The organism is Cognatishimia sp. SS12 (assembly GCF_028369055.1).
Taxonomy (GTDB): domain Bacteria; phylum Pseudomonadota; class Alphaproteobacteria; order Rhodobacterales; family Rhodobacteraceae; genus Cognatishimia.
In genome coordinates, this window is record NZ_JAQNCZ010000001.1 from 72939 (window position 1) to 89284 (window position 16346).

A 16346-nucleotide genomic window follows, 5' to 3' on the forward strand; every position below is an offset into this window, starting at 1 on the left:
AATTCGTAGACAGCAGTGGCTGCGTGTTTATCCGCGCAGGTGTGGATGGGTCGACCAACTGGGTGCCGCGTGTGACACGGGACCGTAAACTGGTCTGCGGGTTCAAGCCGACTTTCAGTGCCGGGGAAACCGTGCGCAATACCGCTGTGGCGGCACCGACGGTGATCACGCTCACCCCCGAAGAAAGCAACCCGGCACCGACCGCAAGCACCCGCACTGTTGCGGCAGCCGCCCCTGTTGTGAGCAAACCTGCGACAGCAAGCTACCGCAGCACCACAACCGTCAAAGCTGTGCGAACCACGCCAATGCTTGCGCCCGTCGCGCCCCCGGCCCCCGCGCCGGTGATCACAGAGGTGCAGACCGTCGCTGCCACGCAGTGTACCGGCGGCAATGCGGTCTCAGCACGCTATCAGACCCATCCCAGCGCCGCCGTGCGCTGCGGCCCGCAGGCGCAGGGCGCAACCAGTGCAACCCTGGCTGCCAGCCAGCCCCGCCGCGCTGGCCTGAAACTGCGCCGCGCCGCGCAGCCGCTCATACCGCTGCCCGCCAGTGCCATTGTCCGGGGGCAGGTTGTGGTTGAGGGGCAGGTGCCCGGCAATACCCGCGTGGTGCCGCGTCATGTCTATGAGGCGCGCGGCAATGCCGTGACCGTGGCGAAACCGCCGCGCGGTTATAAATCCGTCTGGGACGATGATCGCCTGAACCCGCGCCGCGCCGAGCAGACCTTCAATGGCAAAGCCAAGATGGAAATGATCTGGACCAACACTGTGCCGCGCCGTCTAAAATCCGTGCGGGCCCGCGATGTCATCACCGTGCCTGCGGGCGGGTAATCAAACTCTGACGCGCTTTAGCACAGATCAGGTGCTGCAGATTTCCTGCAGCGCCACCCAGGTTCCGTCTTTCAAAACCGGCTCTTGCACGCCGGTCACGGCATCCGCCTCGATCAGATCGATTGTGGTTTCCCCCGAGATGTCCACCGCATAGGCATAGGGTGTCGCAGGCAGACGCAGGGCATTGAAATGCGCTGCAAGGGCCGCCATGTCCAACGGAGCTGGATCGCTGCTGGCAAGGGTTTCAGAGAATGCCTTGAGCGTCTCAGGCGTCAGCTCTGCCGTCGTCAGCAAGCGAAAGCTTGCGCTGATCCCGCCGGTTTCCAGCAGTTTTTCAAGCGGATCATTTTGCTGCATGCGCAGGCTTTCTGCCACGAGATAGCCGATTGCCACCGCGGGATCTTCGGTGTCCTCAAGGACTGCGCGGGACAAGAGAATAATCTTGCCGGGCAGGGCGGCAGTGCTGCGAATGCCGCTGGGCACCACGATGATCTCTTTGGCACCAACCCGCTCTGCCAGCCGTTTCAGTGTCGGCGTCAGCGCGGGTTTGCGGCAGGGCGTGCCTGTGACCGCGCTGAGATGACCAAGGATATCCTGGCCGATCACCGTGCGGTTAAGATCGGGCATGACCTTGGTGACATGGCCGCGCAGAGCGTCCGGCAGCCAGAACACCGCGCCTGCCACCATGGCAAGCAGGCTTCCCCCAAGAACGACACTACGCAAGCGGCCCGGGCGCGGCTCATGGCGGTGAATGGCCCGGCGCAGTTTTTCGATGGCATCGATCATCTCATGTTGATCTTCGGCCAACTCGAGCGTTTCATCCGCATCGCCAAACGGGTGAAACACCGCCGGGAATTTTCCGGGATTGGCGCGTTCAATCGCCGGAATAGACCAGTGGGTCAGCGGCCGATCCTGCATGTCTGAAATCAACAGGGTCGCATCCCCGATCGAGGCAATCACCTCGCGGCGCTGCGCGCCTGCCTCTGCGCGCCACAGGCCAGAGGCTTCGAGCCGTTGATATTGATTGAGGGCGGTCATATTGCTGAGGCTGCTCGTTTTTTTGTTGTGCGTAATTTACACCGCTTGGCGGCCTATCGCAATTCACCATTCGGCGCATGATCTGGCCGCTGGCCCCAAGGCAGTTGCCGCGCTAAGGTTCTCATATGATCGTATCACGCGGACGTCGCTATATTTTTGTTCACATACCGAAAACCGGGGGCACCGCGCTGTCGCTGGCACTTGAGGCGCGCGCGATGAAAGATGATATAATGATGGGCGACACGCCCAAAGCTGTGCGCCGCCGCCGTCGCACCAAGGGTGTGCAGGCCGCCGGGCGGCTGTGGAAACACTCAACCTTGTCCGACATTGACGGAATGGTGACGCCCGAAGAGGTGCAGGCGTTTTTTACCTTTACCTTGGTGCGCAACCCCTGGGATCGGCTCGTGAGCTATTTTCATTGGCTGCGCGAACAAAAGTTTGAACATACGGCGGTTATTCTGGCGAAGTCTTTGACATTCAAAGAATTTCTTCTGCATCCACATACGCAGATGTCACTGCGCAACATGCCCTATGGCCGGTATGTGACCTCAATTGACGGGCAGGAGGCCTGCGATCTTTTCATCCGGCTTGAGGCTTTTGAGACAGATGCGGCCCCGCTGTTTGACCACCTTGGGTTCGCGCTCGATCTGCCCCACGTGAACGCTTCTGAGCGCGGCAAAGACCACCGGGCGTATTATGATGAAGAAACCGCGGCCATCGTTGAGACTATCTGCGCGCAGGACATCGTGCGATTTGGCTATCAGTTCTAGCGCAGCGGTCTGAAAGGAACGCGCCCGCCGAAATCCGGCAGGCGCGATTGTTTTTTAGGCAGCTTTGCTGGTGTCAAACCGGCCATAAAAGCTTTGGTTCTTCTCTGCCATGTCGCGCAGCAATTCGGGGCAGGCAAAGCGCGCACCATGGGCTGCCGCCAACTGGTCGGCGGTTTCTGCGGCCCAGGGGCTGCCGACGATATCCAGCCAGCTAAAGGGGCCTCCGGACCAGGGGGCGAAACCCCAGCCCAAGATTGCGCCAACATCGCCCTCGCGGATATCCTCCAGCACGCCTTCTTCCAGCGCGCGCACCGCTTCCAGCACCTGCGCGAACATCAGGCGATTTTGCACCTCTGTCAGCTCGGGCTGCTGCTCCAGCCGGGGGAATTGGTCTGCCAGCCCTGTCCAATAGCCCTGGCGCTTGCCCTTCTCGTCATAGTCATAAAAGCCTGCGCCCGCTTTGCGGCCAAGACGGCCTGCGCTTTCCATAAAGAAAATCACATCATCCACGGCATCGTCGGGATAGGCATCCCCCATCGCCGCCTTGGTGGCGCGGGCGATCTTGGCCCCCAGCTCGACCGACGTTTCATCGACCAACTGCAGCGGCCCAACCGGGAAGCCCAAAAGCTGCGCCGCATTGTCGATCAGGGCAGGGGCGACCCCCTCGCCGATCATGCGCAAGCCCTCGTTGATATAGGGGATGATGCAGCGGTTGGCATAAAAGAACCGCGCATCATTCACGACAATCGGGGTCTTGCGGATCTGACGCACGAAATCCAGCGCCTTGGCCACAGCCCGGTCGCCCGTCTGAGCGCCCTTGATGATCTCAACCAGCATCATCTTTTCCACCGGGCTAAAGAAGTGAATGCCAATGAACTGCTCTGCGCGCACCGAGGCCTTGGCCAAATCGCTGATCGGCAGGGTCGAAGTATTGGAGGCAAAAATCGCATCTTCAGGAATGATCGCTTCAACCTTTTGGGTCATTTCCGCCTTGACCTTGGGGTCTTCGAACACCGCTTCGATGATCAGATCAACATCCTTGAGGGTTGAAAGATCGGTGGTGGCCGTGATGCGCGACAGCAGGGCCTCCTTCTGCTCGGGCGTGGATTTCTTACGCGCAATGCCCTTGTCGGCATAGGTCGCGCTATAGGCTTTGCCCCGATCGGCGGCCTCTTGGTTTTGGTCGATCAATACCACGTCGATGCCCGCTTTGGCCGACACCAGCGCAATGCCTGCGCCCATCATGCCGGCGCCCAATACGCCGATCTTGCGCACGGTCTCATCGGCAACGTCCGGACGGCTTGCGCCTTTTTCCAGCGCTTCCTTGTTGATAAAGAGGCTGCGGATCATCGCCGCCGAGCTGGGGTTCATCAGCACATTGGTGAACCAGCGCGCCTCGATCTTCAGCGCGGTATCAAAGGGCACCAGCGCCCCTTCATAGACCGCGGACAGCAGCGCTTTGGCCGCCGGGTAGGCCCCCCAGGTTTTGCCGTGCACCATGGCAGAGGCTCCGACAAACGTCATGAAACCTGCCGGGTGATAAGGCGCGCCTCCGGGGATTTTATAGCCTTTTTCATCCCAGGGTTTGACGATCTTTGGCGCGCTCAAAATCCAAGCGCGTGCGTCGGCCATTGGATCAGCGCTGACCTCGTCGATCAGGCCGGCCTGCTTGGCCTTGGCGGGGCTGCTCAATTTGCCTTCCAGCAAGAAAGGCGCCGCCGCCATAGCCCCCATTTTGCGCACCAGCCGCGTGGTGCCGCCTGCGCCGGGGAAGATCCCGACCATGATTTCGGGCAGGCCGATCTTGGCCTTTGGGTTGTCTGCGGCGAAAATCCGGTGACACGCCAGCGGGATTTCAAGCCCAATGCCCAGCCCGGTGCCGGGCATGACACATGCAATCGGCTTGCCGCCCTTGTTGGTCTTTGGCTCCATGCCCGCGCGCTCAATTTTGCGCAGGATGCGGTGCATGTTCATGATGCCATCAAACAGCCCCTGCGCCGGGTTATCGCCCGCCATGGCTTTCATCTTGGCAATGATGTTCAGATCCATGCCGCCAGCAAAGGACCCCTCTTTGCCCGAGGTCAGGATGATGCCTTTGATGGCCTCATCTGCGAGCGCGTCGTCGATGGCTGCCTCCAGCTCTTTCAGGGCGTCCAGGTTCAGCACATTCATGCTTTTGCCTTGGGTGTCCCAAACCAGCGTGGCGATGCCCTCGGCGTCTTTGGTCAATGTGAAATCACTCATCTCGTCTCTCCCCATAGGGTGTGCCATCCTTGTGGGTAAACCGGATGTCCCGGTCCCGGATGTGCGCTGTCATGTCCAGATCGCTGTAATGCGCGATCTCTGTTTCTGTGCGTGCGCCAACGGCGAGAAAGCGCAGCTCTTGGTCTGTGTCATTGCGCAGGCAATGGCCATTGCCATCCCCGGCGGGAAAGGCGGCGCACTCGCCCGCGTGCAGCAGTGTTTCGCCGGTATCATCCAGCAGTGTCGCGGTGCCCGAGATCACAAGAACCAGTTCATCCTGTGTCTCGTGCCAATGGCGCAGGCTGGATTTAGCCCCGGGTTGCAAAATGGTGATATTGGCCCCGAACTGCGTCAGCCCGGCGGCATCGCTGAACCGCAGGCTGCTGCGCCCGGCCATCTCGGCGTGAAACGCGGCCGGATAGACGGTGCCGGTGCGCGGCGCGATGGAGGTCAAGTCAACCTTGGGCATCAGACCCTCTCGATAATCGTGGCCGCGCCCATGCCCGAGCCGATACACAGCGTGGCAAGCCCGGTTTCCTTGTCGCTGCGTTCCAATTCATCCAGCAAGGTGCCAAGGATCATCGCGCCGGTTGCCCCCAGCGGATGGCCCATGGCAATCGAGCCGCCATTGACGTTGACCTTGTCAGGGTCCGCATCAAAGGCCTGCTTGAAGCGCATCACCACAGCTGCAAAGGCCTCGTTGACCTCAAAGAGATCCAGATCCTTGATGCTCATCCCGCTTTCGCGCAGGATTTTTTCGGTCACGGGCACCGGACCGGTCAGCATGATGGTCGGGTCAGTACCGATCTTGGCCGTGGCCCGGATGCGGGCGCGGGGTTTCAGCCCCATGCGCTCGCCAAACTCTTTGTTGCCAATCAGCACGGCTGCGGCACCATCCACGATCCCCGAAGAGTTGCCCGCATGGTGAATATGGTTGATGCGCTCAAGATGCGGGTATTTCATCAGGGCGATTTTATCAAAGCCCGGCATCACCTCGCCCATGTCCTTGAACGATGGCTTCAGGCTGCCAAGCGCCTGCATATCGGTGCCCGGGCGCATGTATTCGTCATGATTCAGTATGGTCAGACCATTGATGTCGGTGACGGGCACAACAGATTTGTCAAAATACCCGGCGTCCCAGGCCGCTTTGGCGCGGCGCTGGCTTTCCACTGCCATGGCGTCGGCCTGATCGCGGGTGAAACCATATTCGGTGGCAATGATATCGGCCGAGATGCCCTGGGGGACAAAATAATTATCAATGGCGATCGACGGATCAACGGCAATCGCGCCGCCATCCATGCCCATCTTAACGCGGCTCATACATTCAACGCCGCCCGCGATATAGGCATCGCCGCCGCCGCCGCGCACCTGATTGGCGGCCATATTGACCGCCTCAAGCCCAGAGGCGCAAAAACGGTTGATTGACACGCCAGGGATGCTTTCATCCAGATCAGATGTCAGCACCGCGGTGCGCGCCAGGCAGGCCCCTTGTTCGGCGACCTGGGTGACATTGCCCCAGATCACATCCTCGACGGCATGGCCCTCAAGCGCGTTGCGGGATTTCAGCGCATTCAGCACCACGGCGCTCAGGCGCGGGGCGGTGACTTCGTGCAAGGCACCATCGGGCCGGCCTTTGCCGCGCACGGAGCGTACCGCGTCATAAATATAGGCGTCAGACATGCAAGGTCTCCTTTACAGGCCGCGGTCGCTGGGGCGACCGGGCATCAAATCATAAGGCGCTTTCCAACCGGGCAGCGCAGAGATGTTGGACAGCCACCGGTCGATATTCGGCCAGTCGGCGCGTTCAAACCCAAAGGGTTCGGGATAATAGAGGTAGCCGCAGCACGAGAGGTCCGCGTTGGTCAGCGCATCGCCGACAATCCAGTCGCGCCCCTCAAGATGGGTGTTCAGCGTGGTATAAGCCGCCTTCAGCCGCCCTTGCAGAAAGGCAATCGCTTCTGTGGGGCGCTTTTCGGCGGGTAGAAAGTTGAGCAAAAAGCGGGTGATGCCATTTTGGCTTGAGAGTTTGTGATTGTCCCACAGCACCCAACGCAGCACCTGATAGCGCTCTTCTGCAGTGGTGCCGCCAAACTTCCCGGTTTTTTCGGCAATATAGGCTTGAATGGCCCCGGATTGGCTGAGGCGAAAATCGCCATCCACCAGAACCGGCACTTCACCCATTTCATTTACCGTCTGCAAATAGTCGGGCGTGCGCGCTGCGCCATTGAAGAAATCGACAAACACCGGCTCCCATTTCAGGCCGGAGAGTTCCAGCGCCAGCGCGGCCTTATAGGCATTTCCGCTTTCTCCAAAGCAATGCAGTTTGATGCTCATCAGCATGTCCTTTTGGTTGTTCAAGCGGGGGTTTCACACCCCCGCACCCCCGTGGAGTATTTCTAAAAAGATGAAGGCGGTTTACGAATTATGAGGAAACTTCTGACTTATTCGATCTGCGGTACAGGCTGGAGAGCCGATGACCGCAAAAGGTGAAGCCGCGCCCGCATCGCCCCCAGACAGGCGCTTGCGGGCGGGGTGACATCATTCACCTTTTTACAAATACTCATGGCTCCCCCCCTCAGATCTGCACGCGGTCAGCGTTTGCGCGCTTCAAGCTCCAGATTGAACTGACGCAGTCGGTGCGCCAGCCCTTCGTCATCGGTGATGGCGTCAAAATTCTCAAAGAGAAATGACAGCGCTTCGCCTTCGTCCAACCCTGCCTCGCCAGCAAACCGTTTGAGGCGGCGATAGGCATCTTCGGTCATTGCGATGGGCAGGCGGCGGGTCAGGCGAAAACGCTTGGGCATGGGCTCTCCTCAAAAGGCATCGGCGGGCAGGGTCATAACCGGATCTGCGCCGCTTTCGATGCGCGAAAGATGCAGCGCTGTCGCGGGTAGGCGGCGGCTCATATAAAACCGGGCGGTGGTCAGCTTGGCCTCATAAAACGCCGCATTGCCACGGCCCTCTGCCAGGGCCTGCTGCGCCGCCTTGGCCATCCGCGCCCACATGAGGCCGAGGCAGACATGACCAAAAAGGTGCATGAAATCATAGGATCCGGCGAGGGCGTGATTGGGATTTTTCATGCCGTTCTGCATGAAGTACATCCCAGCCGACTGCAGATGTTTTGATGCGGTCTTCAAGGGCGCGATGAATTCGGCCATTGCCGCGTCCTCGCCGTGGGTTTTGCAGAAATCCTTGACCATCTCAAAGAAAGCCATGACGTATTTTCCGCCATCCTGCGCCAGCTTGCGACCGACCAGATCCAGCGCCTGCACACCGTTGGCCCCTTCGTAGATCATGGCGATACGCGCATCGCGCACGAATTGGCTCATGCCGTGTTCTTCAATATAGCCATGGCCGCCAAAGACCTGCTGGGCCTGCACGGTCATGTCAAACCCCTGATCGGTCAGAAAGCCTTTCAAGACCGGGGTCAGCAGGGAAATCATGCCATCGGCCGCTGAATCATCGGCGCGGTGGGCGCGATCGATCATCTCAGCCCCCCACAGAAGGAACGCGCGCGCGCCCTCGACAAAGCTTTTCTGATCCATCAAGGCACGGCGGATATCCGGATGGACAATCAGCGGGTCTGCCGGGCCATCGGGGTTTTCCGCGCCGGTGACAGCGCGGCCCTGTAGGCGATCCTTGGCATAGGCAACGGCATTCTGATAAGCGGCCTCGGCCTGCGCCAGACCCTGCATGGCAACGCCAAGGCGCGCTTCGTTCATCATGGTGAACATGGCGCGCATGCCCTTGTGCGGCTCGCCGAGCAGATAGCCCGTGGCCCCGTCATAATTCATCACGCAAGTGGCATTGCCGTGAATGCCCATCTTTGTTTCGATATTGCCGACAGAGACGCCGTTGCGCGCGCCCAGACTGCCGTCATCTTTGACCAGAAACTTGGGCACTATGAAGAGCGAAACGCCCTTGATGCCGTCTGGTCCGTCGGGGATTTTGGCCAGCACCAAATGAATGACGTTGTCAGAAAGGTCGTGATCGCCCGCAGAAATAAAGATTTTCTGCCCGCTGATCTGATAGCTGCCATCGTCCTGCGGCACCGCTTTGCTGCGCATCAGCCCCAGATCCGTGCCGCAATGCGGCTCTGTCAGGTTCATGGTGCCGGTCCACTCGCAGCTGACCATTTTAGGCAGATAAGTGTCTTTCTGTTGCGCGGTGCCATGCGCCAGAATGGCCGACGCCGCGCCGTGGGTCAGACCGTGATACATGGTGAAAGATTGGTTGGCGGCTGAGAAAAGCTCGCCAACAGCGGTGCCAAGCACCACGGGCATCTCTTGTCCGCCATAGGCTTCGGGCATGTCGATGCCCGGCCAGGCCCCTTCTTTCAAACGCTCAAAAGCCTCTTTGAAGCCCTTTGGGGTTGTCACGACACCGTTTTCAAAACCGCAGCCCTCTTGATCGCCGCTGGCATTCAGCGGGGCCAGCACATCGCTGGCCAGCTTGCCGGCCTCGTCCAGAATGGCCTGCGTAAACTCGCGATCAAGATCGGCAAAGCCTGCGACATCGCTGGCGCTGATGTTCAGAACATCATGCAGCACAAACTGCAGATCGTCGGTGGGGGCATTGTAAATTGGCATGTCTTCCTCCCGCGTGCGGTTATTCCGCCGCCTTTTTCGATTGTGTGAGCGAGGCGAGCATTTTTTCGCCCCACTTCATCTGCTCTTTGAGGTCAGCGATGGCGGCGTCGAGCTCTTCGCGCTGCTGCTCTAGATCCGCGAGGCGCTCCTGCGCGACGGCATAGGTCTCTGTCAGCTGCGTCTGCTGTTGATCCCCCATGTCATAGAGGTTCAGCAATTGCCGGATCTGCTCGAGCGAAAAACCAAAACGCTTGCCCCGCAGGATCAGCTTCAGCCGAGCGCGGTCCCGGCGTGTAAACAGGCGTTTTTGCCCCTCACGAACAGGAAACAAAAGCTCTTTCGCCTCATAAAACCGCAGGGTGCGCGGGGTCACATCAAAGGTGTCGCACATCTCACGGATGGTCATGAATTGTTCAGTCATTCGCAGACCTCATTTGCTATCCGATACCCAAAAGATGGGATCATGCCGGAAGGTTACAATGCAAAATGAAGTTTACGCAGCTGGTACGTTACGTCAACATTTAGGTGACGTAACTTCCTTATTACGTAACGTGCAAATAGGTCATGTATCACCCCACGATCGGCGGCAACGCCAGATCATTCGCCGGGGTCGAATCACGAAAGTCAAAAAATAATTATTGTAGAACAGTCAGTTAGTCTTGAGATGACTTGATGGCGTAGTCGCGCACTTTCGTCAGCTCGGCGATCGCCTCGTCCAACTGCTCGCGCTGCTCATTCAGATCTTTGAGCTGCCGGTTCGCGACATCCACAAAGGCCGCCATCTGGGCTTTGCTGCCCTGTTCTTCATACATCAGAAGCCATTGGCGCAGCTCTTCGAGCTTGATGCCGAATTTGCGCCCACGCAAGATCAGCGTCATGCGCGCGATTTCACGCGGCCCATAAAACCGGGCGCGCCCTTCGCGCTCTGGCTGCAGGAGTTCGATATATTCGTAATAGCGCAGCGTTCGAGGCGTCACATCGAATTTTGCGCACATCTCCTTGAAGTTTAAACGTTCCGGCGTCATGACTTAATCTCCCTAAGGGGAATTTATGACGTGTAATCGCGATGGGCAACAGCCGTTGTTGCACTGCAGCGACAAGTGACGACGCGGAAGGGGACGACATGACAGCTGAAAACGCCAAGCAGGCCCAACAGTTCATTGAAATGATTCCGCATGCCAAAGCGCTGGGTATGGAGATTACACAGATCGGTGACGGCATGACCCAGATCGAAATGGATTATGACACGCGGTTTATCGGGGATCCTGAAACACAGGTCATTTCGGGCGGCGCAGTCTCGGCCCTGATGGATACCTGCTGCGGGGCGGCGGTGATGAGCCACCCTAAGGTTGTCGGCGCGACGGCAACGATTGATCTGCGGATCGATTACATGCGCGGGGCCACGCCGGGGCAGCGCATCCGTGCGCGCGCCGAAGTCTATCATCTGACCCGCACGGTGGCCTTTGTGCGCGCGGTAAGTTTTGATGATGATGCCGAAAATCCTGTCGCCTCTGCCAAAGGGGCCTTTACGGTGGAGCAGTCCGAATGAGCCGTCCACGTCCAGAACCCGTGCAGACCGTCAAACAGCGCCGTGATGCCGCCCTGCGTGGGCTGGTGGCGTCCATTCCCTATGGGCAGTACCTCGGGATTCACTTTGACCGCCGCGGCGACGAGCTGACCGCAACGATGTCTTTTGATGAAAAACTGATTGGCAATCCGCTGCTGCCTGCGCTGCACGGCGGGGCGACGGCGGCGTTTCTTGAGATCACGTCGGTGATCGCGCTGGGCTGGGCCAATCTGTGGGAGGATATGGAAAGCGGCGTGCTGTCGCTGGATGAGCTGGAAGCAGGACATCTGCCGCGTCTGCCCAAAACCATTGATTTCACCGTGGACTACCTGCGTTCGGGCCTGCCGCGTGATGCCTATGCGCGGGCGCGCGTGAACCGGTCTGGGCGGCGCTATGCCTCGGTTCATGTCGAAGCCTGGCAGGATCAGCGCAGCAAGCTCTTTGCGCAGGCCACTGGGCATTTCCTCATACCAAATTCGCGCGGCGGATGACCGGGGCTGCGGTTGCCGGCGACATCACCCATCGCCGCATTCTCAAGATTGCAGTGCCGGTGGTGCTGTCAAACGCCACGGTGCCAATCTTGGGAGCGGTGGATGTGGGCGTTGTGGGCCAACTTGGCGAAGCGGCCCCGATTGGCGCAGTTGCGATGGGGGCCATTATCCTGTCCAGCGTCTATTGGATTTTCGGATTTCTGCGCATGGGCACGGCTGGCCTGGTGGGGCAGGCGGCCGGGGCGGATGATGATGCTGAGGTCTCGGCCTTTCTGACGCGCGCGTTGTTGATTGCAGGGGGCGGCGGGCTGTTGCTGATCCTGTTGCAGCCTTTGATCTTTGCCGGGGCCTTCTGGCTTTCCCCCGCCTCGGGCGAGGTCGAGGACCTGACACGCCAATACCTGACCATCCGCATTTGGACAGCGCCAGCGGCGATCGCGGTTTATGCGCTGACCGGCTGGCTCGTCGCGATGGAGCGCACCACAGGGGTGTTCTGGGTGCAGCTGATCATGAATGGGGTGAATATACTGCTGGATTTTGCCTTTGTGCTTGGTTTTGGCTGGGGCGTTGGCGGCGTGGCCGTTGCGACTGTGATCGCCGAGCTGACCGGGGCGGCGGTGGGGCTTTGGCTTTGCCGCGACGCCTTTGCCAATCTGGAGTGGCGTAACTGGGCGCGTGTGTTTGAACGCAGCAAACTGGTGCGCATGATGCTGCTGAACGTGGATATCCTGATCAGGTCAGCGCTATTGATGGCGATATTTACCAGTTTCGTTTTTCTTGGCGCACGCTTTGGCGATGTCACGCTTGCGGCCAATGAGGTGCTGATCCAGTTCACCTATATCACCGCCTACGCCATGGACGGGTTCGCTTTTGCGGCAGAGGCTCTGGTGGCGCGCGCCATTGGGCGGCGTGATCCGGCGCGGCTGCGGCGAGCCGCCCTGATGTGCAGCTTTTGGGGGGCAGTCACCTGCGCCGGCCTGTCGTTGGCCTTTGCGCTGGGCGGGGGCTGGCTTATTACCGTGATGGCCAAGGCACCCGAGGTGCAGGCCACGGCCATGACCTATTTGCCGTGGATGGTCGTCGCGCCGCTGTTGGGATGTGCATCCTGGATGCTGGATGGGATTTTCATAGGCGCAACTCACGGGCGCGACATGCGCAACATGATGGTTCTCAGCGCGGCGATCTACGTCGTGGCCGTACTGGCCCTGATCCCTATGCTGGGAAATCACGGGCTTTGGGCGGCGCTGGTGGTTTCCTTTGTCGCGCGCGGGATCACGCTTGGCGCGCGCTACCCGGCGCTGGAGCGCAGTGTGACTTAAAGGATATCCAGCACCGCTTCTGGCGGTCGGCCAAGTCGGGCCTGCCCATTGGCCAGAACTACCGGCCGTTCGATCAATTTCGGCGTGGCAACCATGGCAGCAATCAGCGCGTCTTCGGGGCTATCGGCTGTCAAATCTGAGGTCTTAAAAGCCTCTTCGCCCTTGCGCATCAGATCGATGGCGGGAATGCCGAGCAGCTTGAGCACCGCGCGCAACTCTTCGGCGCTGGGGCTATCTTCCAGATATTTACGGATGCGCACTGCGCCTTTGGCTTCTATCAGCGCCAGCGTCTGGCGCGATTTGGAACAGCGCGGGTTGTGCCAAATGGTGATCACAGCCAATCCTCCCGTTTGCTGCCGACGGCCTCAGAGACATTTGCAAAGCCATCGCGCGCCAGCAGATCATCAAGGCCGCGGGCAATGTCCTGCACCATCGACAGCCCGCCAAAGACCAGCGCGGTATAAAGCTGTATGGCTGAGGCCCCGGCGCAGATTTTCGCATAGGCCTGATCCGCATTAGAGATGCCGCCAACCCCGATCAATGGCAGCGCGCCGCCCGTGAGCTGTGACAGCTGCGCCAGAACGCGGGTGGATTTTTCAAAGAGCGGCGCGCCAGACAGACCGCCGGATTCGGATTTGTGCGCAGAATTAAGGCCGCTGCGGTCCAGCGTGGTGTTGGTGGCGATGATCGCATCCAGCCCGCTCTCCTGCGCGACCTCGGCGATTTCACCCAGATCTGCGTCCGTGAGGTCCGGCGCGATTTTCAGAAACACCGGGATCTGCCGCGCCAGACCCGCGCGTGCCTCCATCACCCCGGCCAGCAGCGCTGAGAGCGCGGCTTTGCCCTGCAAGTCGCGCAGTTTTTCAGTGTTGGGTGAACTGACGTTGACGGTTGCGAAATCCAGATGTGCACCGCAATGGGCGAGCACTTTGGCAAAATCGCTGGCGCGATCCGCGCTGTCCTTGTTGGCCCCCAGATTAAGGCCAATCACGGCATCCTTGGGGCGCTGCGCCAGACGGGTGGCGATCGCCTCCATCCCGTCATTGTTAAAGCCAAAGCGGTTGATGGCGGCGCGGTCCTCGGTCAAACGGAAAAGCCGCGGCTTGGGGTTGCCCGGCTGAGGGCGCGGCGTGGCCGCACCCACTTCGAAAAAGCCAAAGCCCGCGCGCGATAGGCCCAAAAGTGCGGTGGCGTTTTTGTCAAATCCAGCGGCAAGCCCAACGGGATTTGGCAGGTCAAGCCCGGCCACATGGGTGCGCAGGCGCGGTGAGCTCACTAGGCCCGGTGCCGGGGCCGCGCCCAGCTGCAGCGCCTTGATCGCCAGCCCATGCGCGGTCTCCGGGTCAAATTTATGCAGCACAGGCATGCCGATTTTTTCAAGCAGGTTCATGGGCGAGCCTCCGCAGGGAAAATATGTTTGCCCTCTTTCAAGGGCAGGGGCTGGTGCCAGACAACATCGCTCAGGCGCAAGGGGCGGTAAAGATGGGGGAAGTGGTCGCCGCCGCGCGAAACCTCCCATTTCAGCGCATCGCCCAGCCTGGCGTCATCGACGGCCAGCAACCAGAGGTCTGAGACGCCGGCAAAATGCTTGGCCGCGGTCTCTGCCGCCTGCGATGCGGTTGAGAAATGAACAAAACCATCGGCCAGATCGACCGGGGCGCCTAGGGTCTCGCCCTCGGCCTGCAGTTTGGCCCATTCATCGGCCCGAAAAATCTTGAAAATCAGCATGGCGCTGACATGCCCGGCCCTGCGGCAGAGGTCAATAGTTGGTCACTGACATACGCCTGTTACCTGCTTTGCGTTAGGTCAACTTGAGGAAATTTTGACTCGCGGGTCAATTTTATGTCCAAATCAGACCACCAACAGCGAAGGGGGAAGCATTATGTTTTCGCGAATACTCACGTCGGTTGCGGCATTGGCCGTCACCGCTGGCATGGCCTCAGCTGACTATGCGCTGACCATTCTACACACCAATGACTTTCACGCGCGGTTCGAGCCGATCAGCCGGTTTGATTCTGGCTGCTCTGGCGAGGACAACGACGCTGGCAAATGTTTTGGCGGCTCCGCCCGTCTGAAATCGGCCGTTGATGCGGCGCGGGCGCAATATGAGAACTCCATTCTTGTAGATGGCGGCGACCAGTTCCAGGGCACGCTGTTTTACACCTATTACAAGGGCAAGCTGACCGCCGAGATGATGAACACGCTTGGCTATGACGGCATGACCGTGGGCAACCACGAATTTGACGACGGCCCCGAAGTGCTGCGCGGTTTCATGGATGCGGTGAATTTCCCGGTTCTGATGTCCAATGCTGATGTGTCTGGCGAGCCGCATCTGGCGGATGTGCTGAAGAAATCCACCGTGATTGAGCGCGGCGGCGAGAAAATCGGCATGATCGGCCTGACCCCCGAGGACACTCATGAACTCGCCTCGCCGGGCGACAATATCATCTTTACCAGCGCCGTTGACGCGGTGCAGGCCGAAGTGGATCGCCTGACCGCAGAAGGTGTGAATAAGATCATCGTTCTGTCGCACTCCGGCTATCAAAAAGATCTGGAAGTGGCAGAGATGACCACTGGCGTTGACGTGATCGTGGGCGGCCATACCAATACCTATCTGTCGAATGTTTCAGATCGCGCAGAGGGGCCTTACCCAACCGTGGTTGGCGACACGCAGATCGTGTCGGCCTATGCCTATGGCAAATTCCTTGGGCAGCTGAATGTCGTGTTTGACGATGAGGGTAAAGTGATCACGGCCCAGGGTGAGCCGCTGATCATGGACCGCTTCATTTCCGAAGATGACACTGTGAAAGCGCGGATCGCTGAGGCCGCCGTACCGCTTGAAGAAATTCGCAACAAGGTGGTCGCCGAGACCGCTACCGAAATTATCGGCGTACGCGAAGAATGCCGTGCGGTGGAATGCGCGATGGGCAATCTGATTGCCGATGCGATGCTGGATCGGGTCAAGGATCAAGGCATTGATGTTGCGATCCAAAATGGCGGCGGTATCCGCGCGTCAATCGACTCGGGCGAAGTCACCATGGGCGAGGTTCTGACTGTGCTGCCGTTCCAGAACACGCTGTCCACTTTCCAGGTCAAAGGTGCCACCATCGTCGAAGCGCTGGAAAATGGCGTCTCGCAGGTTGAAGAGGGCGCAGGGCGCTTTCCGCAAGTGGCGGGGATGACTTTTGCGTTTGATCTGTCCAAACCGGCCGGAGAGCGGGTTTCTGATGTCATGATTGGCGGCGTGGCCCTTGACCCAGAAAAAACCTATGGCGTTGTGTCCAACAACTATGTGCGCAACGGCGGTGACGGGTACAGCATGTTCCGCGACGCGATGAACGCCTATGATTTCGGCCCGGATCTGGCGGATGTCACAGCAGAATATATTGCCAAAAACGCACCCTATACGCCCTACAAAGATGGGCGCATCATGCAGAAATGAGCAATTGATCTAAATCCCTCGATGCCCAGCATCGGGGGGGCAGCGCGGCGCAAGAG

18 protein-coding genes are annotated in these 16346 nt (G+C 59.5%); 6 read left to right on the top strand and 12 right to left on the bottom strand.

Translation table 11 applies throughout. From position 1 onward, the window contains the following. Positions 1 to 23: 23 nt before the first annotated feature. Positions 24 to 830 carry a hypothetical protein gene (locus tag N6L24_RS00375; RefSeq protein WP_271842659.1) on the top strand — a complete coding sequence of 269 codons (807 nt, stop codon included), beginning with the start codon at positions 24 to 26 and terminating at the stop codon, positions 828 to 830. A 27-nt stretch (positions 831 to 857) separates the two neighbouring features. Here the strand turns inward: N6L24_RS00375 and N6L24_RS00380 are convergent, their stop codons facing one another. Then, positions 858 to 1868 carry a hypothetical protein gene (locus N6L24_RS00380; RefSeq protein WP_271842660.1) on the bottom strand — a complete coding sequence of 337 codons (1011 nt, stop codon included), beginning with the start codon at positions 1866 to 1868 and terminating at the stop codon, positions 858 to 860. Between the two features lie 125 nt (positions 1869 to 1993). Here N6L24_RS00380 and N6L24_RS00385 point away from each other — a divergent pair, with 125 nt between their 5' ends. Next, on the top strand, positions 1994 to 2638 hold the full coding sequence (locus N6L24_RS00385) for a sulfotransferase family 2 domain-containing protein (RefSeq protein ID WP_271842661.1): 645 nt from the start codon (positions 1994 to 1996) through the stop codon (positions 2636 to 2638). 54 nt (positions 2639 to 2692) lie between these two features. On the opposite strand, the gene N6L24_RS00390 is transcribed toward N6L24_RS00385, so the two are convergent. The 8 genes from N6L24_RS00390 to N6L24_RS00425 all read right to left on the bottom strand — a co-directional run bounded on the left by N6L24_RS00390 (position 2693) and on the right by N6L24_RS00425 (position 10496). Continuing rightward, complete coding sequence (locus tag N6L24_RS00390; RefSeq protein ID WP_271842662.1) at positions 2693 to 4882, bottom strand: 3-hydroxyacyl-CoA dehydrogenase NAD-binding domain-containing protein; 2190 nt, start codon at positions 4880 to 4882, stop codon at positions 2693 to 2695. Further along, positions 4875 to 5351: a cupin domain-containing protein gene (locus N6L24_RS00395; RefSeq protein ID WP_271842663.1), complete on the bottom strand. Its 477-nt coding sequence runs from the start codon at positions 5349 to 5351 to the stop codon at positions 4875 to 4877. Before N6L24_RS00395 ends, N6L24_RS00390 begins: the two co-directional genes overlap by 8 nt. Beyond that, positions 5351 to 6562, bottom strand: a complete 1212-nt coding sequence (locus tag N6L24_RS00400; RefSeq protein WP_271842664.1) for an acetyl-CoA C-acetyltransferase — start codon at positions 6560 to 6562, stop codon at positions 5351 to 5353. The genes N6L24_RS00395 and N6L24_RS00400 overlap by 1 nt, the downstream gene beginning before the upstream one ends. Positions 6563 to 6574: 12 nt before the next feature. Beyond that, the gene (locus N6L24_RS00405) at positions 6575 to 7216 is read right to left on the bottom strand and encodes a glutathione S-transferase family protein (protein ID WP_271842665.1); all 642 of its coding nucleotides are present in this window, start codon (positions 7214 to 7216) and stop codon (positions 6575 to 6577) included. Positions 7217 to 7473: 257 nt separating this feature from the next. Next, positions 7474 to 7686: a hypothetical protein gene (locus N6L24_RS00410; protein ID WP_271842666.1), complete on the bottom strand. Its 213-nt coding sequence runs from the start codon at positions 7684 to 7686 to the stop codon at positions 7474 to 7476. A gap of 9 nt (positions 7687 to 7695) precedes the next feature. Further along, a complete protein-coding gene (locus tag N6L24_RS00415; RefSeq protein ID WP_271842667.1) occupies positions 7696 to 9471 on the bottom strand; it encodes an acyl-CoA dehydrogenase C-terminal domain-containing protein in 1776 nt (591 codons plus the stop codon). A 19-nt stretch (positions 9472 to 9490) separates the two neighbouring features. After that, a complete protein-coding gene (locus N6L24_RS00420; protein ID WP_271842668.1) occupies positions 9491 to 9892 on the bottom strand; it encodes a MerR family transcriptional regulator in 402 nt (133 codons plus the stop codon). A 232-nt stretch (positions 9893 to 10124) separates the two neighbouring features. Next, positions 10125 to 10496, bottom strand: coding sequence for a MerR family transcriptional regulator (locus N6L24_RS00425; protein WP_271842669.1), 372 nt, complete (start codon positions 10494 to 10496; stop codon positions 10125 to 10127). Between the two features lie 98 nt (positions 10497 to 10594). Between N6L24_RS00425 and N6L24_RS00430 the strand changes: the two genes are divergently transcribed. The 3 genes from N6L24_RS00430 to N6L24_RS00440 are packed head-to-tail and all read left to right on the top strand — an operon-like array spanning position 10595 to position 12848. Beyond that, the gene (locus N6L24_RS00430; protein ID WP_271842670.1) at positions 10595 to 11020 is read left to right on the top strand and encodes a PaaI family thioesterase; all 426 of its coding nucleotides are present in this window, start codon (positions 10595 to 10597) and stop codon (positions 11018 to 11020) included. Continuing rightward, on the top strand, positions 11017 to 11529 hold the full coding sequence (locus tag N6L24_RS00435) for a PaaI family thioesterase (RefSeq protein ID WP_271842671.1): 513 nt from the start codon (positions 11017 to 11019) through the stop codon (positions 11527 to 11529). The genes N6L24_RS00430 and N6L24_RS00435 overlap by 4 nt, the downstream gene beginning before the upstream one ends. Next, a complete protein-coding gene (locus tag N6L24_RS00440) occupies positions 11526 to 12848 on the top strand; it encodes an MATE family efflux transporter (protein WP_271842672.1) in 1323 nt (440 codons plus the stop codon). The genes N6L24_RS00435 and N6L24_RS00440 overlap by 4 nt, the downstream gene beginning before the upstream one ends. Here the strand turns inward: N6L24_RS00440 and arsC are convergent. Genes arsC through N6L24_RS00455 form a run of 3 tightly spaced genes read right to left on the bottom strand, consistent with a single transcriptional unit; the run spans position 12845 to position 14576 of the window. Then, on the bottom strand, positions 12845 to 13183 hold the full coding sequence (gene arsC, locus N6L24_RS00445; protein ID WP_271842673.1) for an arsenate reductase (glutaredoxin): 339 nt from the start codon (positions 13181 to 13183) through the stop codon (positions 12845 to 12847). The two genes, N6L24_RS00440 and arsC, sit on opposite strands and share 4 nt — an antisense overlap. Further along, a complete protein-coding gene (locus N6L24_RS00450) occupies positions 13180 to 14238 on the bottom strand; it encodes a quinone-dependent dihydroorotate dehydrogenase (RefSeq protein WP_271842674.1) in 1059 nt (352 codons plus the stop codon). Before N6L24_RS00450 ends, arsC begins: the two co-directional genes overlap by 4 nt. Then, on the bottom strand, positions 14235 to 14576 hold the full coding sequence (locus tag N6L24_RS00455) for a DUF952 domain-containing protein (RefSeq protein ID WP_271842675.1): 342 nt from the start codon (positions 14574 to 14576) through the stop codon (positions 14235 to 14237). The genes N6L24_RS00450 and N6L24_RS00455 overlap by 4 nt, the downstream gene beginning before the upstream one ends. A gap of 154 nt (positions 14577 to 14730) precedes the next feature. Here N6L24_RS00455 and N6L24_RS00460 point away from each other — a divergent pair, with 154 nt between their 5' ends. Then, on the top strand, positions 14731 to 16290 hold the full coding sequence (locus tag N6L24_RS00460; RefSeq protein WP_271842676.1) for a bifunctional metallophosphatase/5'-nucleotidase: 1560 nt from the start codon (positions 14731 to 14733) through the stop codon (positions 16288 to 16290). Positions 16291 to 16346: the final 56 nt, after the last annotated feature.